Origin of the sequence: Nonomuraea sp. NPDC050227 (genome assembly GCF_044459705.1) — a bacterium.
Taxonomy (GTDB): Bacteria; Actinomycetota; Actinomycetes; order Streptosporangiales; family Streptosporangiaceae; genus Nonomuraea.
In genome coordinates this window covers 1-18,529 of the sequence record NZ_JBITJF010000001.1, presented here as the reverse complement: position 1 = coordinate 18,529, position 18,529 = coordinate 1, and the positions used below count along the sequence as shown (strand labels likewise).

At 70.5% G+C, this 18,529-nt stretch carries 22 protein-coding genes, 1 tRNA gene and 1 pseudogene; 22 read left to right on the top strand and 2 right to left on the bottom strand.

Annotated features, from left to right (window positions below):
* Positions 1 to 55: 55 nt before the first annotated feature.
* Both ACIBK9_RS00120 and ACIBK9_RS00115 read left to right on the top strand, forming a co-directional pair.
* Complete coding sequence (locus ACIBK9_RS00120; RefSeq protein WP_397153959.1) at positions 56 to 640, top strand: hypothetical protein; 585 nt, start codon at positions 56 to 58, stop codon at positions 638 to 640.
* Positions 641 to 681: 41 nt separating this feature from the next.
* A complete protein-coding gene (locus ACIBK9_RS00115) occupies positions 682 to 1,200 on the top strand; it encodes a hypothetical protein (RefSeq protein WP_397153957.1) in 519 nt (172 codons plus the stop codon).
* Between the two features lie 85 nt (positions 1,201 to 1,285).
* Here the strand turns inward: ACIBK9_RS00115 and ACIBK9_RS00110 are convergent, their stop codons facing one another.
* Positions 1,286 to 2,494, bottom strand: a complete 1,209-nt coding sequence (locus tag ACIBK9_RS00110; RefSeq protein ID WP_397153955.1) for a pyridoxal phosphate-dependent aminotransferase — start codon at positions 2,492 to 2,494, stop codon at positions 1,286 to 1,288.
* A gap of 158 nt (positions 2,495 to 2,652) precedes the next feature.
* On the opposite strand from ACIBK9_RS00110, the gene ACIBK9_RS00105 reads away from it, so the two are divergent.
* The 8 genes from ACIBK9_RS00105 (at position 2,653) to rplL (ending at position 7,546) form a co-directional block, all read left to right on the top strand.
* Positions 2,653 to 2,725: transfer RNA gene (locus ACIBK9_RS00105), tRNA-Trp, on the top strand.
* 77 nt (positions 2,726 to 2,802) lie between these two features.
* Positions 2,803 to 3,048 (top strand): preprotein translocase subunit SecE, encoded by a 246-nt coding sequence (secE, locus tag ACIBK9_RS00100; RefSeq protein ID WP_125642950.1) that lies wholly within the window; start codon positions 2,803 to 2,805, stop codon positions 3,046 to 3,048.
* Positions 3,049 to 3,108: 60 nt separating this feature from the next.
* Positions 3,109 to 3,921, top strand: coding sequence for a transcription termination/antitermination protein NusG (gene nusG / locus ACIBK9_RS00095; protein WP_397153953.1), 813 nt, complete (start codon positions 3,109 to 3,111; stop codon positions 3,919 to 3,921).
* A 117-nt stretch (positions 3,922 to 4,038) separates the two neighbouring features.
* Positions 4,039 to 4,470 (top strand): 50S ribosomal protein L11, encoded by a 432-nt coding sequence (gene rplK, locus ACIBK9_RS00090; RefSeq protein WP_125642947.1) that lies wholly within the window; start codon positions 4,039 to 4,041, stop codon positions 4,468 to 4,470.
* Positions 4,471 to 4,530: 60 nt separating this feature from the next.
* Entirely contained in the window at positions 4,531 to 5,250 is a 720-nt protein-coding gene (rplA, locus tag ACIBK9_RS00085) for a 50S ribosomal protein L1 (protein ID WP_352325431.1), read from the top strand.
* Between the two features lie 239 nt (positions 5,251 to 5,489).
* Positions 5,490 to 6,317, top strand: a complete 828-nt coding sequence (locus tag ACIBK9_RS00080) for a DUF1396 domain-containing protein (RefSeq protein ID WP_397153951.1) — start codon at positions 5,490 to 5,492, stop codon at positions 6,315 to 6,317.
* 239 nt (positions 6,318 to 6,556) lie between these two features.
* The gene (gene rplJ, locus ACIBK9_RS00075; protein WP_125642941.1) at positions 6,557 to 7,081 is read left to right on the top strand and encodes a 50S ribosomal protein L10; all 525 of its coding nucleotides are present in this window, start codon (positions 6,557 to 6,559) and stop codon (positions 7,079 to 7,081) included.
* A 72-nt stretch (positions 7,082 to 7,153) separates the two neighbouring features.
* Positions 7,154 to 7,546, top strand: a complete 393-nt coding sequence (gene rplL, locus ACIBK9_RS00070) for a 50S ribosomal protein L7/L12 (protein ID WP_357967396.1) — start codon at positions 7,154 to 7,156, stop codon at positions 7,544 to 7,546.
* A gap of 139 nt (positions 7,547 to 7,685) precedes the next feature.
* On the opposite strand, the gene ACIBK9_RS00065 is transcribed toward rplL, so the two are convergent.
* Positions 7,686 to 8,093 carry a nuclear transport factor 2 family protein gene (locus ACIBK9_RS00065; protein ID WP_397153949.1) on the bottom strand — a complete coding sequence of 136 codons (408 nt, stop codon included), beginning with the start codon at positions 8,091 to 8,093 and terminating at the stop codon, positions 7,686 to 7,688.
* A gap of 92 nt (positions 8,094 to 8,185) precedes the next feature.
* Here ACIBK9_RS00065 and ACIBK9_RS00060 point away from each other — a divergent pair, with 92 nt between their 5' ends.
* The 12 genes and pseudogenes from ACIBK9_RS00060 to ACIBK9_RS00005 all read left to right on the top strand — a co-directional run.
* Positions 8,186 to 8,755 carry a TetR family transcriptional regulator gene (locus tag ACIBK9_RS00060; RefSeq protein ID WP_397153947.1) on the top strand — a complete coding sequence of 190 codons (570 nt, stop codon included), beginning with the start codon at positions 8,186 to 8,188 and terminating at the stop codon, positions 8,753 to 8,755.
* Between the two features lie 116 nt (positions 8,756 to 8,871).
* Positions 8,872 to 9,873, top strand: a complete 1,002-nt coding sequence (locus tag ACIBK9_RS00055) for an ABC transporter ATP-binding protein (RefSeq protein WP_397153945.1) — start codon at positions 8,872 to 8,874, stop codon at positions 9,871 to 9,873.
* Between the two features lie 71 nt (positions 9,874 to 9,944).
* Positions 9,945 to 10,691, top strand: coding sequence for an MlaE family ABC transporter permease (locus tag ACIBK9_RS00050; RefSeq protein ID WP_387660460.1), 747 nt, complete (start codon positions 9,945 to 9,947; stop codon positions 10,689 to 10,691).
* Entirely contained in the window at positions 10,688 to 11,470 is a 783-nt protein-coding gene (locus ACIBK9_RS00045) for an MlaE family ABC transporter permease (protein ID WP_397153942.1), read from the top strand. The genes ACIBK9_RS00050 and ACIBK9_RS00045 overlap by 4 nt, the downstream gene beginning before the upstream one ends.
* Positions 11,467 to 12,522: an MCE family protein gene (locus ACIBK9_RS00040; protein WP_397153940.1), complete on the top strand. Its 1,056-nt coding sequence runs from the start codon at positions 11,467 to 11,469 to the stop codon at positions 12,520 to 12,522. Before ACIBK9_RS00045 ends, ACIBK9_RS00040 begins: the two co-directional genes overlap by 4 nt.
* Complete coding sequence (locus ACIBK9_RS00035; protein ID WP_397153938.1) at positions 12,519 to 13,511, top strand: MCE family protein; 993 nt, start codon at positions 12,519 to 12,521, stop codon at positions 13,509 to 13,511. Before ACIBK9_RS00040 ends, ACIBK9_RS00035 begins: the two co-directional genes overlap by 4 nt.
* Positions 13,502 to 14,491, top strand: a complete 990-nt coding sequence (locus tag ACIBK9_RS00030; RefSeq protein ID WP_397153936.1) for an MCE family protein — start codon at positions 13,502 to 13,504, stop codon at positions 14,489 to 14,491. Before ACIBK9_RS00035 ends, ACIBK9_RS00030 begins: the two co-directional genes overlap by 10 nt.
* Entirely contained in the window at positions 14,488 to 15,468 is a 981-nt protein-coding gene (locus tag ACIBK9_RS00025; RefSeq protein ID WP_397153934.1) for an MCE family protein, read from the top strand. The genes ACIBK9_RS00030 and ACIBK9_RS00025 overlap by 4 nt, the downstream gene beginning before the upstream one ends.
* On the top strand, positions 15,465 to 16,625 hold the full coding sequence (locus tag ACIBK9_RS00020) for an MlaD family protein (protein ID WP_397153932.1): 1,161 nt from the start codon (positions 15,465 to 15,467) through the stop codon (positions 16,623 to 16,625). Before ACIBK9_RS00025 ends, ACIBK9_RS00020 begins: the two co-directional genes overlap by 4 nt.
* 6 nt (positions 16,626 to 16,631) lie before the next feature.
* A complete protein-coding gene (locus tag ACIBK9_RS00015; protein WP_358289098.1) occupies positions 16,632 to 17,132 on the top strand; it encodes a hypothetical protein in 501 nt (166 codons plus the stop codon).
* Positions 17,129 to 17,626: a hypothetical protein gene (locus ACIBK9_RS00010; RefSeq protein ID WP_352325416.1), complete on the top strand. Its 498-nt coding sequence runs from the start codon at positions 17,129 to 17,131 to the stop codon at positions 17,624 to 17,626. Before ACIBK9_RS00015 ends, ACIBK9_RS00010 begins: the two co-directional genes overlap by 4 nt.
* A 436-nt stretch (positions 17,627 to 18,062) precedes the next feature.
* Positions 18,063 to 18,529, top strand: a pseudogene (locus ACIBK9_RS00005) (DNA-directed RNA polymerase subunit beta); the annotation flags it as partial.

Sequence of the window (18,529 nt, the reverse complement as noted above, 5' to 3'; positions counted from 1 at the left end):
TGCGGGTCCGGCATCGGCACGGTAGAGATCGGCCGGATCGGGGGATCAACCGTCCATGATCCCTGAGGGTGCCGGCGTCGCGGGGCAGGGCCGGCGCGCGCTGCTCGCCGGCCTGGCGTTCGCGGTGACCGCTCTCGCCATCTATGCCCTGTTCCATTCGGGTTTCGGCCGTCCGCACCCGCCTTCTGCGGGCTCGTCGTACGTGCCCCCGCCGCCCCTGAAGGCGCCGTCCCGCCCCGGCGCGGCGGCGGCGCGGCCCGAGCTCCCGCTCGCGGTCGTCTCCGACGACCTCTGGCTCACCTACCTGCCCCGCGGCCTGCGCCGCAGCGGCGGCGGCCCGATCGCCCCCGACGGCGTCCGGGCCAGGTACGGCACCGCGAAGCGCTACGTGGAGGCCCAGGTCGAGCACGGCACGGTGGCCGCCGACTGGGACGCCTACCGCGCGCACGCCGGCGTGCTGGACCCCCGCGAGACCACGATCAGGGGTCGGCCCGCGGTCGTGGGCGCGCATCCGCGCGGCGGCAGGGTGATCGCCTGGCTGGAACGCCCCGGCACGGGCGCCTGGATCCGGGTGAGCGACTCACTCGGCGGCGAGCTGCTGGCTATTGCCGCCTCGGCCCGCGCTCCTGTAGGAGACTAGGAGCCTTTTCCCTGGTTGATCCCACGAGTCATGGGGGGACGATGCGGCGCCCGGCAGCGGTGTTCATCACGTTCGCGCTGGCCGCGGGCACGGGCGGGTGCGGCGGCGACACGCCGCGACCGCCCAGCACCACCCCGCCGCCGCCGTCGGCGAGCGAGCCGGCGACCGGGAAACCCGTCACGCTGGCCTGCGGATCGACCAGGCTGGAGATCCCCGGCGCGCCCCCGCCCCTGGCCCGCGCCGGCACCTTCGGCCGTCTGGGCGCGCTCGCCAGGCGGCTCACGGTCAGGGGCGTGACGTGGCGCGACGACGAGGACGAGCAGCTACGGGTGGGCGTGGTGTGCGGCGTGCGGACGGCCGAGCAGTTCGCCACGCTGGTGGCCCGCTCGACCCTGACCGCCTACCGCGGCAAACCCGCGCTGCGCTGGACGAGCCGCGACGGCCTGCGCAACTTCATGTGGCTGGAGAGCCCCGGCACGGCCGTCTACCTCGCCGCCACGCCCGGCATGACCGCCCAGCTCCGCCAGACCGCCGCCGCCGTCAGACCCACCGCCTCCTGAGCCGCTTCCCGAGCCGCTTCCCCGAGCTGGCGTCAGGCGCCCCGCCGCGGCCCCGGAAGGCCGGCGGGGGCGCCCCGTAAGCCGCTCAGTGAGCCTCGGACAGCAGCTTGGCCATCCGGCTGACGCCCTCGACCAGATCGTCGTCACCGAGGGCGTAGGACAGCCGGAAGTAGCCGGGGGTGCCGAACGCCTCGCCCGGCACGACCGCCACCTCGGCCTCCTCCAGGATCAGCTCGGCCAGCTCCGCCGACGACCCGGGCCGCCGGCCGCGCAGCTCCTTGCCCAGCAGCTCCTTGACCGACGGGTACGCGTAGAACGCCCCCTTCGGCTCCGGGCAGAACACGCCCGGGATCTCGTTGAGCATCCGCACCATGGTCTGGCGCCGCCGGTCGAAGGCCGACCGCATCTCCGCCACGGCCGACAGGTCGCCGGAGACCGCGGCCAGCGCGGCCCTCTGCGACACGTTGGCCACGTTGGAGGTGGCGTGCGACTGCAGGTTGGCGGCGGCCTTGACCACGTCGGACGGGCCGATCAGCCAGCCCACCCGCCAGCCGGTCATCGCGTACGTCTTGGCCACGCCGTTGAGGATCACGACCCGGTCGCCCAGCTCCGGCACGGCCGTGGCGATGCTGGTGAACTCGGCGCCGCCGTAGACCAGGTGCTCGTAGATCTCGTCGGTGACCACCCACAGCCCGTGCCCGGCCGCCCACCGGCCGATCGCCACGGTCTCCTCGCGCGAGTAGACCGCGCCCGTCGGGTTGGACGGCGAGACGAACAGCAGCACCTTCGTGCGCTCGGTACGGGCCGCTTCGAGCTGCTCGACGCCGGCCAGGTAGCCCGTGGACTCGTCGGTCACCACGTCGACCTGCACGCCCCCGGCCAGCTTGATCGCCTCGGGGTAGGTCGTCCAGTAGGGGGCGACCACGATGACCTCGTCGCCCGGGTCGAGCAGCGTGGCGAACGCCTCGTAGACGGCCTGCTTGCCGCCGTTGGTGACGAGCACCTGGGACGGCTCGACGGAGTAGCCGGAGTCGCGCCGCGTCTTGTCGGCGATGGCCTGCTTCAGCTCGGGAAGGCCGCCCGCCGGCGTGTACTTGTGGTTGCGCGGGTCGCGGGCCGCCTCGACCGCCGCCTCGACGATGTAGCCGGGCGTCGGGAAGTCGGGCTCGCCGGCGCCGAAGCCGATGACCGGGCGGCCGGCGGCCTTCATCGCCTTCGCCTTGGCGTCCACCGCGAGCGTGGCGGACTCGGAAATCGCGGAGATTCTTGCGGAGATACGGGGTCGCGTGGACATGCCTCCCATGCTCCCACGCGGGCGTGACCTGGGCGATCAGGTTTGGGTTCGACGTACCGGGCAATCCCCCGTATGCTTTCGCCTGGTCCTTCCGCCGCATGTCGGCGAGCGGTTCGGTCCAGGCAGTGAGTCAATCAGGGTAGTGTGGTTGACGACATAGGGCACTGGCGCAATTGGTAGCGCACCGGTCTCCAAAACCGGCGGTTGGGGGTTCGAGTCCCTCGTGCCCTGCGAGTGCGGTCCGCGCAATAATGGCGTGTAAGCGCGCCGCAAAACTGCGTTGGATACGACAGATTCAGGTGAGGACTGTGGCGATCGACACGCGCGGCGAGACCGCAGGCAAGCCCAGTGGCGAGAAGAAGACACGCACTTCACCTGCCCTTTTCTACCGGCAGGTCGTCAACGAGCTCCGCAAGGTCATCTGGCCGACACGCAAGGATCTCATCACCTACACCACGGTCGTTCTGGTATTCGTTCTGATCATGGTGGCGATCGTTTATGGGCTCGACGCCGCTCTGGGCTGGGCCGTCCTCCGCGTCTTCGGCGGGGAGTGATCCCGCCTAGCTCGACACCGTGTGGTGTCGGCTGACGGCGACACCATTCGATTCGAGGAAATGAGGAAAGGTCACGTGTCCGAGTCTTCTGTTCCGGCCGAGGAACCCCGCGACGAGCGGGGCGACGACGAGCTGGGAGAGGCCACCGACGAATGGGGCGACGAGCTGGGTGAGGCTCGCGACGAAGGCGTCGAGGCGGCTCTCCAGGAGGCCGACGAGACCGACGAGGTCGAAGAGTCGGAGGAGGCCCCCGCCGACGCGGAGGCCGAGATCCTGCCCGACGTCGACCCGGTCGAGGAGTTCAAGAGCTCCCTGCGCGGGCTCCCCGGCGAGTGGTACGTGATCCACTCCTACGCCGGCTACGAGAACCGCGTGAAGTCCAACATCGAGAGCCGCAACGTGTCGCTCAACATGGAGGACTACATCTACCAGGTCGAGGTGCCCACGCACACCGTCCAGGAGTTCAAGAGCGGCAAGAAGGTCCCGGTCAAGGAGCGCGTGCTGCCCGGCTACGTCCTGGTGCGCATGGAGCTGACCGACGAGTCCTGGGCCGCCGTGCGCAACACGCCCGGCGTGACCGGTTTCGTCGGCCTGTCCAACAAGCCGAGCCCGCTCAGCCTCGACGAGGTCGCCAAGCTGCTGGCGCCCGAGCCGACCGAGGAGGCCAAGAAGGCCACCACCAAGGCGGCCAGCGGCCCCACGGTCGAGTTCGAGATCGGCGAGTCCGTCACGGTCATGGACGGCCCCTTCGCCACCCTGCCCGCCTCGGTCAGCGAGATCAGCCCCGAGTCGCAGAAGCTCAAGGTGCTCGTCTCGATCTTCGGTCGTGAGACCCCGGTCGAGCTCTCGTTCAACCAGGTCTCGAAGATCTAAGACGATCACCTACACTTAGACGTTCGGTCGGCCGCCTTTCGCGAAGGGTGGCCTTCCGACATGTCCGGGCGCATCCGCGTCCGGACAGCATCACGATCAGGACCCGGAGAAGGACTCATGCCTCCGAAGAAGAAGATCGCGGCGCTCGTCAAGGTCCAGCTCCCCGCTGGCCAGGCCACGCCCGCTCCGCCGGTCGGTACCGCCCTCGGTCCCCACGGCGTCAACATCATGGACTTCGTCAAGCAGTACAACGCTGCTACGGAGTCCCAGCGGGGCAACATCATCCCCGTTGAGATCACCATTTTCGAGGACCGCAGCTTCACCTTCATCACGAAGACGCCCCCGGCGCCTGAGCTGATCAAGAAGGCCCTGGGTCTCGACAAGGGCAGCGCCGTCCCCCACAAGGACAAGGTCGGCCGGCTGACGCGCGAGCAGCTGCGCAGCATCGCCGAGACCAAGATGCCCGACCTCAACGCCAACGACGTCGAGGCTGCAGAGAAGATCATCGCCGGCACCGCCCGGTCGATGGGCATCACGATCGCCGACTAAGACCTTTCCCAGATCCGTGGGAGGGCCGGGTCCCGGCCCGCGTACCACAAGGAGACAGACATGAAGCGCAGCAAGGCGCACAAGGACGCGGCGGCCAAGGTCGACCGCGACAAGCTCTACACGCCCGCCGACGCCGCGAAGCTGGCCAAGGAGACGTCGACCACCAAGTTCGACGCCACCGTGGAAGTGGCGCTGCGGCTGGGTGTCGACCCTCGCAAGGCCGACCAGATCGTGCGCGGCACGGTCAACCTCCCGCACGGCACCGGTAAGACCGCCCGGGTCCTGGTCTTCGCGACCGGTGACCGTGCCGAGGCAGCCCGCGAGGCGGGCGCCGACATCGTCGGCGCCGACGAGCTGATCGACGAGATCGCCAAGGGCAACCGGCTCAACGAGTTCGACGCCGTGGTCGCCACCCCTGACCTCATGGGCAAGGTCGGCCGTCTGGGCCGCGTGCTCGGCCCGCGCGGTCTCATGCCCAACCCCAAGACCGGCACCGTGACGCCCGACGTCGCCAAGGCCGTGACGGAGATCAAGGGCGGCAAGATCGAGTTCCGCACCGACCGGCAGGCCAACCTGCACTTCATCATCGGCAAGACGTCGTTCCCCGAGCGTCAGCTCATCGAGAACTACGCCGCCGCCCTTGACGAGGTGCTGCGTCTCAAGCCGTCGGCGGCCAAGGGGCGTTACCTGAAGAAGGTCACCTTCTCCACCACCATGGGCCCCGGCGTCCCCGTCGACCCCAACCTCACCCGTGGCCTGACCGCCGAGCTCGACGCGTAACGGCCGCACGTTCTTCGAAAGGCCCCCGCCTGTCTCAGGCGGGGGCCTTTCGCTTTGTCCGGGTGCCGCCAGGCACTGGGGCGGAGCTGTTTCGTCCGGGTTTTTCGGCCCGGACGATCTCTCCAGGTGAGCGGGGTTGTGCAGAAATCGTGCACAGCCTGTGGGGGAGAACCCTGGGTTTTCCCCGATTTATGCGGGGAAGTCGCCACGATGGGACAAGCCAACCGTAGGGTCAAAACATGCTGAAGCGCAGGATAAGTCTCGCCACCGCCGTGGCCGGAGCTGCTCTCATCGCGGCCTCGGTCGCCGGGTGCGGTACGAACGTGCAGCCCATCCAGGTCAACCTGGCCGCCTCAGAGGTGCTCGCGCAGGCCGCGCAGAAGACCGCAGAGGTCACCAGCTACACGGTGGACGCCGTCGCGAACGTGACGCACCCCCAAGAAGGCAACGGCAAGGTGCAGGGACGCATGCTCTACCAGAGCAAGCCCCAGCTCGCCGTCGACCTGACCCTCGACACCGTCGACATGGGCGGCCGGAACCTGCCGGGCGGCGTGCGCGCCGTCCTCCAGGGCGACACCGTCTATGTGAAGGTCGAGGCGCTCAAGCAGCTCGTCGGCGCCACCAAGCCGTGGATCAAGGTCGCGCTCAACGAAGTGGGCGACCAGAACCAGGTCAACCAGTACCTCAGCCAGATCCAGCAGTTCGACCTCGCCAACGTGACCAAGCTGGTCACCGTGTCCAAGGACGTGAAGCAGGTCGGCACCGAGAGCGTCAACGGCGCGGACACCACCCACTACAGCGGCACGTTCCCCGTGGACGCCGCCGTCGGCCAGCTGCCCGCCGACAAGCAGCAGCAGGCCAGGACGAACCTCGCCGAGCTCAAGGACGTCAAGTTCGACATCTGGGTGGCCGGCGACGGCCTGCCCCGCAAGCTCACCCTGAACGGCTCCAAGGAGGGCGCGACGCTGGACGCCACCCTGCTGTTCAAGGGCTTCAACGAGCCCGTGAAGGTCGAGGCCCCGCCCGCGGACCAGGTCGGTGAGCTGCCGAAGACGACCGTCAGCTGAGAACCGATTTGGAAACTCGGCGACCAGCACGTACTCTGGTCGTTGCCGAAGACCGCCGGTCGTCGTCAGGTGCATCAGTCCTGGCGACCGAAGGATCCACGTTCTGTGGACGGCCCGCGCAGGTGTGATGCGAGTTTCCCATATGGTGCAGTTCCATATGTGAGCCCCGTGCGCCCCTGCGCCCGGGGCTGTTCTCATTTCCAGGGGCCTTCGCCGGCGGCACACCTGGAAGGAGGCCCATGGCGAGGGCGGATAAGGCGACAGCCGTTGCCGAGCTCAAGAGCGAGTTCGAAGGCAGCAGCGCCGCCGTTCTGACCGAGTACCGCGGTCTCACCGTCGCTCAGCTCAAGCAGCTGCGCGTTGCTCTTGGTGAGAATGCGAAGTTCGCCGTGGCGAAGAACACCCTGACCAAGATCGCGGCCAACGAAGCCGGTCTGTCGTTCCCCGACGACCTGCTCACGGGCCCGACCGCGATCGCCTTCGTCAACGGCGACGTTGTCGAGGCGGCCAAGGGTCTGCGTGACTTCGCCAAGGCCAATCCCCTTCTGGTGATCAAGGGTGGTGTGCTCGACGGTAAGACGCTCGACGCCACCGAGATCACCAAGCTCGCCGACCTCGAGTCCCGCGAGGTCCTCCTCGCTAAGCTCGCCGGTGCTCTCAAGGCGAAGCAGAGCGCTGCCGCCGCGGTTTTCGCCGCGCTGCCCACGCAGATGGCTCAGCTGGCCGACGCCCTTCGTGCCAAGCGCGAAGAAGCGGGCGAGTAACACGGGGGTTGCCGCAACTTCCGCGGTCCCGTTCCTAGTTTTCTGCAAGTCCTAAACGTAAGGAAAAGCATCATGGCGAAGCTCAGCAACGACGAGCTGCTCGACGCGTTCAAGGAGATGACCCTCCTCGAGCTGTCCGAGTTCGTGAAGAACTTCGAAGAGGTCTTCGACGTCAAGGCCGCCGCCCCCGTCGCGGTCGCCGCCGCCCCCGCCGCCGGTGGCGGTGGCGAGGCCGCCGCCGTTGAGGAGCAGGACGAGTTCGACGTCATCCTCGAGGCCGCCGGCGACAAGAAGATCCAGGTCATCAAGGAGATCCGCGCCCTCACGTCCCTGGGCCTCAAGGAGGCCAAGGACCTGGTGGACGGCGCTCCCAAGCCGGTCTTCGACGGCAAGGTCAACAAGGAGCAGGCGGAGAAGGCCAAGGCTGCCCTCGAGGGCGCCGGCGCCACCGTGACCGTGAAGTAACTTCCCACTTCACACAGCTCTTCGGAAGAGGCGGACACACCCTGGTGCCGGGTGTGACCGCCTCTTTTCGCATGTAACGGGACATTCTCCTCCGCGTCTCATCGCCCGGCCAACCGGCGGCTCATCGCGGTTCTCGACCTCACCCCGAAGTGATCCCGTGGGCGGCCTCGCGGACCTTGGCGATGGCGCTCGCGTCCATGAAGTCCTTGCAGTGGACGATCCGGCCATCCCTGATCCGCAGCATCAGCAGCCCCGGGACGGTGATCGCCCGCTCACCCACCTTGACGTGCGCGTTCTGCTCGACGACCACCACCTCGGGATCGTCCGTACGGTGCAACGCGACCCGCTCCACCTCCTGCGGCACGGCGGGGGAGACACCCCAGGACGCCCGGTACCCCGCCCGCACCGCCTCCCGCCCCTCGTACGGCGGCAGCCCGCCGAACGGGAACTCGTGCCTGCCGTCCTCCGCGTACAGGTCGGCCAGTTCGTCGGCCGACTTGCGCAGCATCGCGCCGTGGAAGGCGCCGACGATCTCCTCGACGGTCATGACCACAACCCCTCACATCTCGCTCAACACTCGTTGACTCAACGAGCGTAGAGCGAATCCGGGCGAACGGTCAACACAGGTAGAGTCGGACCGTGAGCGAGCGAGTGCTTCCCCGTGCCGAACGGCGGCGCAGAACCGAGGGAAGGATCCTCGACGCGGCCAGGGCGCTGTTCGCCGAAGTCGGCTACGAGCGCGCCACCATCAGGGCGGTCGCGAAGTCCGCCGAGGTCGACCCGGCCCTGGTCATGCAGTACTTCGGCAACAAGCAGGAGCTCTTCAGGGCCGCCGTGCGCGCCACGCCCGCCCCCGAGGCCGCCGCCACCCCCGAGGAGCTGGTCGAGCACCTGCTCGGCACCCTCGACGTGAAGATGGGCGAGCTGCCCCAGGGCTCGCTGGCGATGATGCGTTCGATGCTCACCCACCCCGAGGCGGGCACGGCGGCCCGCGAGGCGCTCGCCCGGCAGGTCGACAGGCTCGCCGCCTCGATCCCCGGCGAGGACGCCCGCCTGCGCGCGGCCCTGATGACCACGATCCTGCTCGGCGTGACCGTCGGCCACCAGCTGCTCGAACTGCCCGAACTGCGCGACGCCCCGCCGGAGCGCATCGCCCGGCTGCTGCGCCCGAGCCTGCGCGCTCTTACCGGACCCGACAGCACCGGGTAACAAGTTATTGGAACCGGCTCCAGTTCCTCGGAACGCCGCCACCGCGGGTCCATCCTGGAAGTAAAGTGTGCGGCACGTTATCCCCTGAGTGCTCCCTGTGATCGGGAAGGTGGCCAGTGGGCGTCGAGGTCGTGGTCGAGGGGTTGACCAAGTCGTTCGGTCGGCAGGTCATCTGGGAGGATGTCTCGCTCACGCTGCCCGCGGGTGAGATCTCGGTGCTGCTCGGCCCGTCGGGCACCGGCAAGTCCGTCTTCCTCAAGACGCTGGTCGGCCTGCTGCGTCCCGACCGCGGCCACATCTGGATCGACGGCCACGACCTGGCGAGCTGCCCCGAACGCAAGCTCTACGAGCTGCGCCGGCTGTTCGGCGTGCTGTTCCAGGACGGCGCCCTGTTCGGCTCGCTCAACCTCTACGACAACATCGCCTTCCCGCTGCGCGAGCACACCAGGAAGACCGAGGCCGAGATCCGCCGGATCGTGATGGACAAGATCGACCTGGTCGGGCTGGCCGGCGCCGAGGGCAAGCTGCCCGGCGAGATCTCCGGCGGCATGCGCAAACGCGCCGGCCTGGCCAGGGCGCTGGTGCTCGACCCCGAGATCATCCTGTTCGACGAGCCCGACTCCGGCCTCGACCCGGTCCGCACCGCCTTCCTCAACCAGACGATCGTCGACATCAACGCCGACATCGAGGCCACGTTCCTGATCGTCACTCACGACATCAACACCGCCCGCACGGTCCCCGACAACATCGGGCTGCTGTTCCGCCGCGAGCTGGTCATGTTCGGGCCGCGCGAGATGCTGCTGTCCAGCGACGAGCCGGTGGTGCGGCAGTTCCTCAACGCCCGCAGGCACGGCCCGATCGGCATGTCGGAGGAGAAGGACGTCTCCGAGCTGGAGGCCGAGGCCAGGATGGGCCACGACCCCGGCGGGCTGCCGCCGATCCCGCCGCAGCTCATGCCGAGCGGCAACGTGCTGCGCCGGTCGCAGCAGCCGCCCGGCCGGTGGCTGGCGGCCCACGGCGTGATCCCGCCGCAGGGCTCGTTCGTGGACGAACGCGGCCGCAACTGGCTGGAGGAGTACCCCAGGCTGGTCGCCGCGCACGCGGACGGCGTCGCCTAGATCATGAATCCGACCGAGAAGCACTTCCACGCGGCCCATGACGGTGACCGCATGCGTTCGATCGGCCGCACATGGTGACGGCTGAGGTCGGGCGGTTCGTCGCCATGTCGCTCGACACCGCCAGGGCCGCCGCGCGACGGCCGTTCCAGGTGCGCGAGCTCGTCCGGCAGGCGTGGTTCATCGTCAGCGTGAGCGCCCTGCCCACCGCCCTGGTCGCCATCCCCTTCGGGGCCGTGCTCGCCATGCAGACCGGCAACCTGATCCGCCAGTTCGGCGCCCAGTCCTTCACCGGGGCCACCGCCGTGCTCGGCATCGTCCGCGAGGCGGGCCCGGTGGTGACCGCGCTGATGATCGCGGGCGCGGCCGGCAGCGCGATCTGCGCCGACCTCGGCGCCCGCCGGATCAGAGACGAGATCGACGCCATGGAGGTGCTCGCGGTCGACCCGCTCCACCGGCTCGTCGTGCCCAGGGTCGCCGCGTGCGCGCTGGTGGCGCCGCTGCTCAACGGCCTGGTCGTCACGGTCGGGCTGGTCGCCGGCTACCTGTTCAACGTGGTCGTCCAGGGCGGCTCGCCCGGCGCCTACCTGCAGTCGTTCAACGCCCTGGCCGAGGTCTCCGACCTGTGGGTGTCGGAGGGCAAGGCGCTGGTCTTCGGGGTCACGACGGGGCTCGTCGCCGCGTACAAGGGGCTGGGCGCGGCGGGCGGCCCCAAGGGCGTCGGCGAGGCGGTCAACCAGGCCGTGGTGTTCGCCGCCCTGCTGCTGTTCGCCGAGAACTTCCTGATCAGCGCGGTCCACAACGAGCTGGTGCGGTCATGAGGGCGCTCGACCGGCAGGGCGAGTTCTACGCCAGGGCGATCAGGGCCCTCCCGGCCGGCGCGCGCCACCGGCGCGAGGTGCTCAGGCTGCTGGCCGAGGTCGGGCTGGGCAGCGGCGGCCTGGCGGTGATCGGCGGCACGATGACGATCGTCGCCTTCATGACCTTCTTCACCGGCACCGAGGTCGGCCTGCAGGGCTACACCGGCCTCGACCGCATCGGCGGCTCGGCCTTCACCGGCTTCCTGTCCAGCTACGTCAACACCCGCGAGATCGCCCCGCTGGTGTCCGCCATCGGCCTGTCGGCCACCGTGGGCTGCGGGTTCACCGCCCAGCTCGGCGCGATGCGGGTCGGCGAGGAGGTCGACGCGCTGGAGGTCATGGCGGTCCCGCCGGTGCGGTTCCTGGTCACCACGCGGCTGATCGCCGGCTTCGCCGCCGTCATGCCCCTGTACGTGCTCGGCCTGCTCGCCTCCTACGTCGCCACCCGCCTGATCGTGACCGTGCTGCACGACCAGTCCACGGGCACCTACGACCACTACTTCGAGCTGTTCCTGTCGCCCTACGACGTGTTGTGGTCCTTCGGCAAGGCGATGGTCTTCGCCGTCCTGGTGATCCTCATCCACTGCTACCACGGCTTCCACGCCACCGGCGGGCCGGCCGGGGTCGGGGTGGCGGTCGGGCGGGCCGTGCGCGCGGTGCTGGTGACGGTCAACGTCGCCAACCTCCTGCTCGGCCTGGCCATCTGGGGCACGACCACGACGGTGAGGCTGGCCGGATGAGACACGGCGCCGCGCTCCTGGCGATCATCGCCGCCTTCACGGCTCTGACGCTGGCCGTCTACACGAAGGCGTTCTCCACCGCCCGGCATGTCACGCTGCTGCTGCCGGCCGCCGGGCTGCAGCTCGACCGCCGGGCCGACGTCAAGGTCAACGGGGTCGTGGTCGGCGAGGTGGCCGACCTGGCGCCCGCCGACCACGGCGCCCGCCTCACCCTGGCCCTCGACCACGACGTCGACCGCGCCTCCACCGCCGAGCTGCGCGCCAAGACCCTGTTCGGCGAGAAGTACGTCGCCCTGATCCCGCCCAGCTCGCCGCGCGGCCCGCTGCGCGACGGCGACGTGATCAGGTCATCGGCCGCCGCCGTCGAGATCACCGAGATCCTCGACCGCCTGCTGGCCCACCTGCGCGCCGTCCACCCCGAACGCCTGAACGCCGTCCTGAACGCCCTGGCCACCGCCCTGGACGGCCGCGGCGCCCGGCTCGGCACGACCCTGGACGGAACCGACGCCTACCTGCGCCGCCTCCAGCCCCACCTGCCCGCGCTGAAACGGGACATCGCCAAGCTCGCCGACGTCACCGCCCGGTACGGCCAGGCCGCCCCCGACCTGCTGCGCACCCTCGCCAACAGCGCCGCGATCAGCCGCACCCTCACCGCCGCCCCCATCGGCCCGGCCGGCGCGGCCGTCACCCGGGCCGCCACCGCCGCCGACCGCCTGCTGACCGCGGACGAGCCGGGCATCGTCGGCCTGTCGCACGTCGTCCGCCCGGCCCTCGACGTGGCCGCCCATCACGCGCCCGTCATCCCGTGCGTGCTGCGCGGCCTGGACCGCCTCCGGCCGCTGCTGGACAACGCCTTCGGCCACGGCAGCGCGAAGGCGGTGCTGGAGATCGTCCGGCCGGCGCACCCGTACGAACCGGGCAAGGACAGCCCGCGTTACGCCGACCGCAGGGGCCCGGCCTGCTACGGCCTGCCCGACCACGCGCCCGTGCCCTTCCCGGGGGTGCGCTTCGACGACGGCACGGCCGACCTGGCGAGGCTGATGCTGCGATGACCACGCTCGGGCCGGCGCTCAAGCTGGCCGTCTTCGCCCTCGTCACCACCCTGTGCGTGGCCACCCTCGCGATCACGATCTCGGGCGCCCGCTTCACCGCCGCGGTCGTCTACCACGCCCTGTTCACCGACGCCTCGGGGCTGCGCGAGGGCGACGAGGTGCGCATCGCCGGCGTGCGGGTCGGCCGGGTCGAGAGCGTCACGCTGGCGGGCGTCCAGGCCGAGGTCGCCTTCTCGGTACGGCGCACCACCGCGCTGCCCCGCTCGGTCGTGGCCGCCGTCCGGTGGCGCAACCTCGTCGGCGACCGCTACCTGACGCTGTCCACCGGCGCCGGCGGCCCCGGCCTGCTGCCGCCGGGCGCCCGCGTGAGCAGCACCCGCCCGGCCCTCGACGTCACGGCCCTGTTCAACGGCTTCAGGCCGCTGCTCAACGCCATCCGCCCCCAGGACGTCAACAAGCTGAGCTGGCAGATCGTCCAGGTGCTCCAGGGCGAGGGCGGCACGGTCGAGGCCCTGCTCGGCCACATCGCCTCCCTCACCGGCACGCTCGCCGACCGCGACGCCGTGATCGGCCGCGTGATCACCAACCTCGGCACGGTGCTCGGCGAGATCGCCGGCCGGGAGCACGACTACGACCGCCTGCTGATCGACCTGCGCGCCCTGATCGGCGGCCTGGCCGGCGACCGCGAGGCCATCGGCGACTCGCTGGCCACCCTCGACCGTCTCACCGCCGTCACCGGCGACCTCGTCCGCAGGGCCCGGCCCGACCTGCGGGCGAGCGTCCGGCACGCGGACGGGCTGCTCAAGGCGCTCAACGCCAGGAGCGCCCTGGTCGAGGACACCCTCGCCCGCGCCCCCGACCGTCTCGGCCGGCTCGTCCGGGCCTCCTCCTACGGATCCTGGTTCAACTTCTACCTCTGCTCGCTCACGGTCAGGAGCGGCGGCGTGCGCACTCCGAAGATCGTCAACGGGAGCCCGCGATGCCACTGACCCCCTTCAGGAGACGCGATCCCGTGCCGCTGGGCGTCGGCGGCATCGTCGTGGCCCTCGCGCTGGTCGTGGCGGCCCTGGCGGTCGGCGGCCTGCCGCGCGGCAGCTCGTACTCGGCCGCGTTCGCCGACTCGGCGGGCCTGCGCGAGCACGACGACGTGATGATCGCCGGGGTCAAGGTCGGGGAGGTCACCGGCGTCGATCTCGAAGGCGACCACGTCCGCGTCGATCTACGGGTGGCCGACGACGTCCGGCTCGGCTCGCTGACCAGGGCGGACATCCGGATCAAGACGCTGCTCGGCGCCCACTTCGTCATGCTCGTCCCCGAGGGCGGCGGCCGGCTCCAGGGGCAGATCCCGCTGTCGCGCACCAGCGTCCCCTATGAGGTCGCGCCCGCCGTCGCCGACCTGGGCGCGGCCGCGGGACGCGTCGACGAGCGGGCCCTGGCCGCGGCCATGACCGTGTTGTCGCAGACCATGGAAGGCTCCTCGACGGAGATCCGGGCCTCCCTCCGGGGGCTCGGCAGGCTCTCGCGCACTGTCGCCGCCCGCGACGCCCGCCTCCACGACCTGGTCGGCCACGCCCGTACCGTCACCGGCCTGCTGGCCCGCCGCAACGCCGACCTGCACGGCCTGGTCACCGACGGCGACCTGCTGCTGCGCGAGGTCTCCGCGCGGCGGGCGGTCGTCCACGGGCTGCTGGTCAACACGGTGGTGCTGGCCGGGCAGATCGACGGGCTGGTCGCCGACAACAGGACCACGTTGCGACCCGCGCTCGAACGGCTGCGCTCGTTCGTCGCCGTGCTGCGCCGCCAGGAGGAGAGCCTCGACCGGTCGCTGGCCCTGCTCGGGCCGTTCACCCGGCAGCTCGCCGACGCGACCGGCAACGGGCGCTGGTTCGACACGATCATCCAGAACCTGGTCCCGCTGCCCGCCTCGATCCGGCCGCCCGACCCCCTGCCGGAAGGACCCGTGCGATGAGAGGCCCGCTCGTCCTGGCGCTGCTGCTCGCGACCCTGGCCGGCTGCGGCTTCGAGGGGGTGGCCTCGCTGCCGCTGCCCGGCGGCGCCGACCTGGGCGCGCGGCCGTACGCGGTGACCATCCGGTTCGCCGACGCGCTGGACCTGGTGCCGCGCTCGCCGTGCAAGGTCGACGACGTCACCGTGGGCGAGGTCACCGGCGTGGAGCTGGGCGACGACTGGCGGGCCGACGTGGTCTGCCAAGTACGCGGCGACGTCGCCCTGCCCGACCGCACCTCGGCGGCGATCTCGCAGACGAGCCTGCTGGGGGAGAAGTTCGTCGAACTGCTGCCCGCCGGGCACGGGCGGTTGAGCGGCCCGATCCCGGTGGCCCGGACGAGCACGACCGCCGAGGTCGAGGAGGTGTTGTCGGCCGCCTCGCTGCTGGTCGACGGCGGTGGCCTCGACCAGCTCGCGACCGTCAACCGCGAGCTGGCCGACGTGCTCGACGGCCGCTCGGCCCGGCTGAAGGACCTGCTGCGCAGGCTCGGCGCGTTCGCCGCGGGGCTCGACGGCTCCAGGAAGCAGATCGTCCGGCTGATCGACGCCCTCGACGGCCTCACCGGCACCCTGGCCGCCCAGCGCGCCACGATCAGGGCCACCGCCACCGAGATCGGCCCGGCCGTCGCCCTGCTCAAGGGCCAGCGCGCGGGCCTGACCGCGATGCTCGCCGCCCTCGACCGGCTCGGCCGCACCGCCACCCGCGTCGTCGAGCGTTCCCAGGCCGACGCCCTCGCCGACCTGCGCCACCTGCGCGAGCTCCTGCTCAACCTCGACCGGGCGCGCGACAGCGTCGCGTCGGGGCTGGCGACCGCGATCACGTTCCCGTTCCCGGGGTCGGCCTCGTCCATGCTGCGCGGCGACTACGCCAACACCGACCTGACCGTCGACGCCTCGCCCGGCGCCACGCTGCGCAACCTGCTCGGCGGTGCGCGATGACCGTCAGGCTGGTGGCGTTCGCGCTGATCGGGGTGGTGGCGGTGGCGTACACGCTGGTCAGGTACGCCCGGGTGGGCGCCGACCTGTTCGACCCCGCCTACCGGGTCACGGTCGAGCTGGCCGACGCGGGCGGGCTGTTCGACGGCTCGGAGGTGACCTACCGAGGGGTGCCGATCGGCCGGGTGGAGTCGCTGGCGGTGGCGGGCGACGGCGCTCGGGCCGTGGTCAGGCTCGGGTCCGGCGCCCCGGTCCCGGCCCGCGGCCTGCTGGCGGTGGCGGCCAACCGGTCGGGGGTGGGGGAGCAGTACCTGGACCTGCGGCCCGCCGGGGGCGCGGGGCCGTACCTGCGGGAGGGGGACGTGATCGACCGCGCGCACACGCGGCTGCCGGTCCCCACGTCCAAGCTGCTCGGCGACACCGACCGCCTGCTGGCCTCGATCGACCCGCGCGACCTGGAGACGGTCGTGACCGAGCTGGACAAGGGGCTCGGCGGCAACGGGCCGGCCCTGCGACGGCTGGCCGACGCGGGCGAGAAGCTGCTCGGACAGGCCGAGAGCGTCCTTCCCGAGACGGTCGCGGTGCTGCACGACGGGGAGACCGTGCTCGACGCTCAGCGGGCCTCTGGGAGCCATCTGAAGGCATTCGCCGGGAATCTGGCGAGCCTGACCGATTCGCTCCGCGACGGTCGCGGCGACCTCGCTCACGTGATCGGCCGCACCCCGCGCGCGGCCGAGTCCCTTGAACGCCTGACCGACGGCGTCGCGCCCCACCTGCGCCCGCTGCTGACCCACCTGGTGATCGGCGGCCGGACGGTCTCCGCCCGGGTCACCGCCCTCCGGCAGCTCCTGATCGGCTACCCGGCCGCCGTCGCGGGCGCCTTCTCCGTGGTCGACCGGGACGGCCTGCACTTCGGCCTCGACCTCGACCTCAACGTCCCCAGGCCGTGCACCCGCGGCTACGAGGGCGTACGCAGGCGCCAGCCCCACGACGTCGGCACCCGGCCGCCCGACCCGGAGGCGTTCTGCAGGGAGCCGCGCGGCAGCGCGACCGGCGTGCGCGGCGCCCGCAACGCCCCGGCTCCCCAACCGCCTCCGTCGATTCCAGGGCTTCAGGACTGGCTCGCGGGTTATGATCCGGCGACCGGCCGGAAGGGGTGAGCACAGGTGGGAGCACTTCCCGCGCGCCCGGCACGCATCCTCGTGGCCGCCCTCAGCGTGACCCTGGCGGCGCTCGTCGCCGCCGGCGTGTGGATCTCCCTCCAGGCGCGTGACGCGCAGGCCCTGGCCGACGACCGGCAGGCCGCGCTGCTCGCGGCCGGCACCCACGCCAAGAACCTGGTCTCGCTCGACTACAGGACCGTCGACGCCGACGTGCAGCGCATCCTCGACACCTGCACGGGCGGGGCCAGAACCGGCTACCAGGCCATCGCGGGCAAGCTCAAGAGCACCACGGTCGCCAACAAGGTCGTCCAGCACGGCGTCCTGCGCGCGACCGGCCTGGTGTCGATGTCCGGCGGCACGGCGAAGGTGCTGGTGGTGGCCGACGCCGAGATCCGCTGGGACGGCTCCAAGAGCCCGCCCCAGGAGCGCTTCTACCGCTGGACGATGGACGTGACCAAGGCCGGCGGCGTGTGGCTGGTGTCGAAGGTGGTGCAGGTGGTGTGAGAACCGTCACTGTGGTGCTGCTCGGCGTCCTGGTGATCGTCGCGGGCGTGCTGGTGCCCAGGATGTGGTTCGACCTGCGTGACCTGCGGGGGGCCGAAGGAGCCGGAGCCGAGGCGATGGCGACGGCCCGCCAGGTCGCCCCCGACATGTTCTCCTACGACTACCGCTCGGTGGAGGCCGACCTGGCCAGGGCCGGGGCGTACACGACGGGCGAGCTGACCAGGCACTACAAGGAGCTCACCACGTCGCTGGTGTCCAAGGCCAAGGCCGAGAAGACCGTGCGCACGGCGGCCGTGGTGGACGCCGGCGTCGAGCGCGCCACGCCCGACAGGGTCGAGGTCCTGTTGTTCGTGAACATGGTTACGGTAAAAGTAGTGCCGAACCAGGACAGGCCCCAGCAACAGGTGACCCAGAACCGAGCCCGGTTCGTCATGGTCAGGCAAGACGGGCGATGGCTGGTCGAGGGGCTGTCCACGCTGCTGGGAACGGCTTGAGCCGCCGGGCGTGCCGCTACGTTCAATTGTTACCAAAAATCAGGTTTGGTGAAGCCCTTGATAGGGGTACTCCAGTCACAGCTACACCGGCGGTCGGCATGGGTTCGACCCCCGGGGTGACGGAGCGTTAACCGCCCACGATCGCGGGTATCGTCTTGGGCCTGGCGGTAGGCGCCCGATCACACTGGGGAGAAAACCCAGCGTCCGGGCCCCTAGGCGGCTAAAAGTCGGGCTCGCGGGCTTGACGTTTGCGGCTGAACGGGCGATGCTGCGACCAACGTGGAGCATGCAGCGAGAGCGAAGTGGACAGGCGTGTGCCGTTCGGCTACACTGCCCCTTTGCGCTGCCCTTTGACGACCCGTGATGCTTGCTCACGTTGCGAGGTTGTCTGGCGTGCGTGTAGTCAGTCCGCCGCGAGCCCTCGGAAGGACATCTGTTGGCAGCCTCGCGCAACGCCTCCGCCGTACCCGCTGGTCCCCGTCGCGTCTCTTTCGCGCGCATCCAGGAGCCCCTCGAAGTTCCTGATCTTCTCGCTCTGCAGACCGAGTCGTTCGACTGGTTGCTGGGCAACGAGAAGTGGAAGGGCCGGGTAGAGGCGGCTCGTCAGGCCGGGCGCAGGGACGTCCCGACCCAGTCGGGCCTCGAAGAGATCTTCGAAGAGATCAGTCCCATCGAGGACTTCTCGGGGACCATGTCCTTGTCGTTCCGCGACCACCGGTTCGAGCCGCCCAAGTACTCAGTCGATGAGTGCAAAGACAAGGACATGACCTTCTCCGCCCCGATGTTCGTGACGGCGGAGTTCATCAATAACACCACCGGTGAGATCAAGAGCCAGACGGTGTTCATGGGCGATTTCCCGCTCATGACGCCGAAGGGCACGTTCATCATCAACGGCACCGAGCG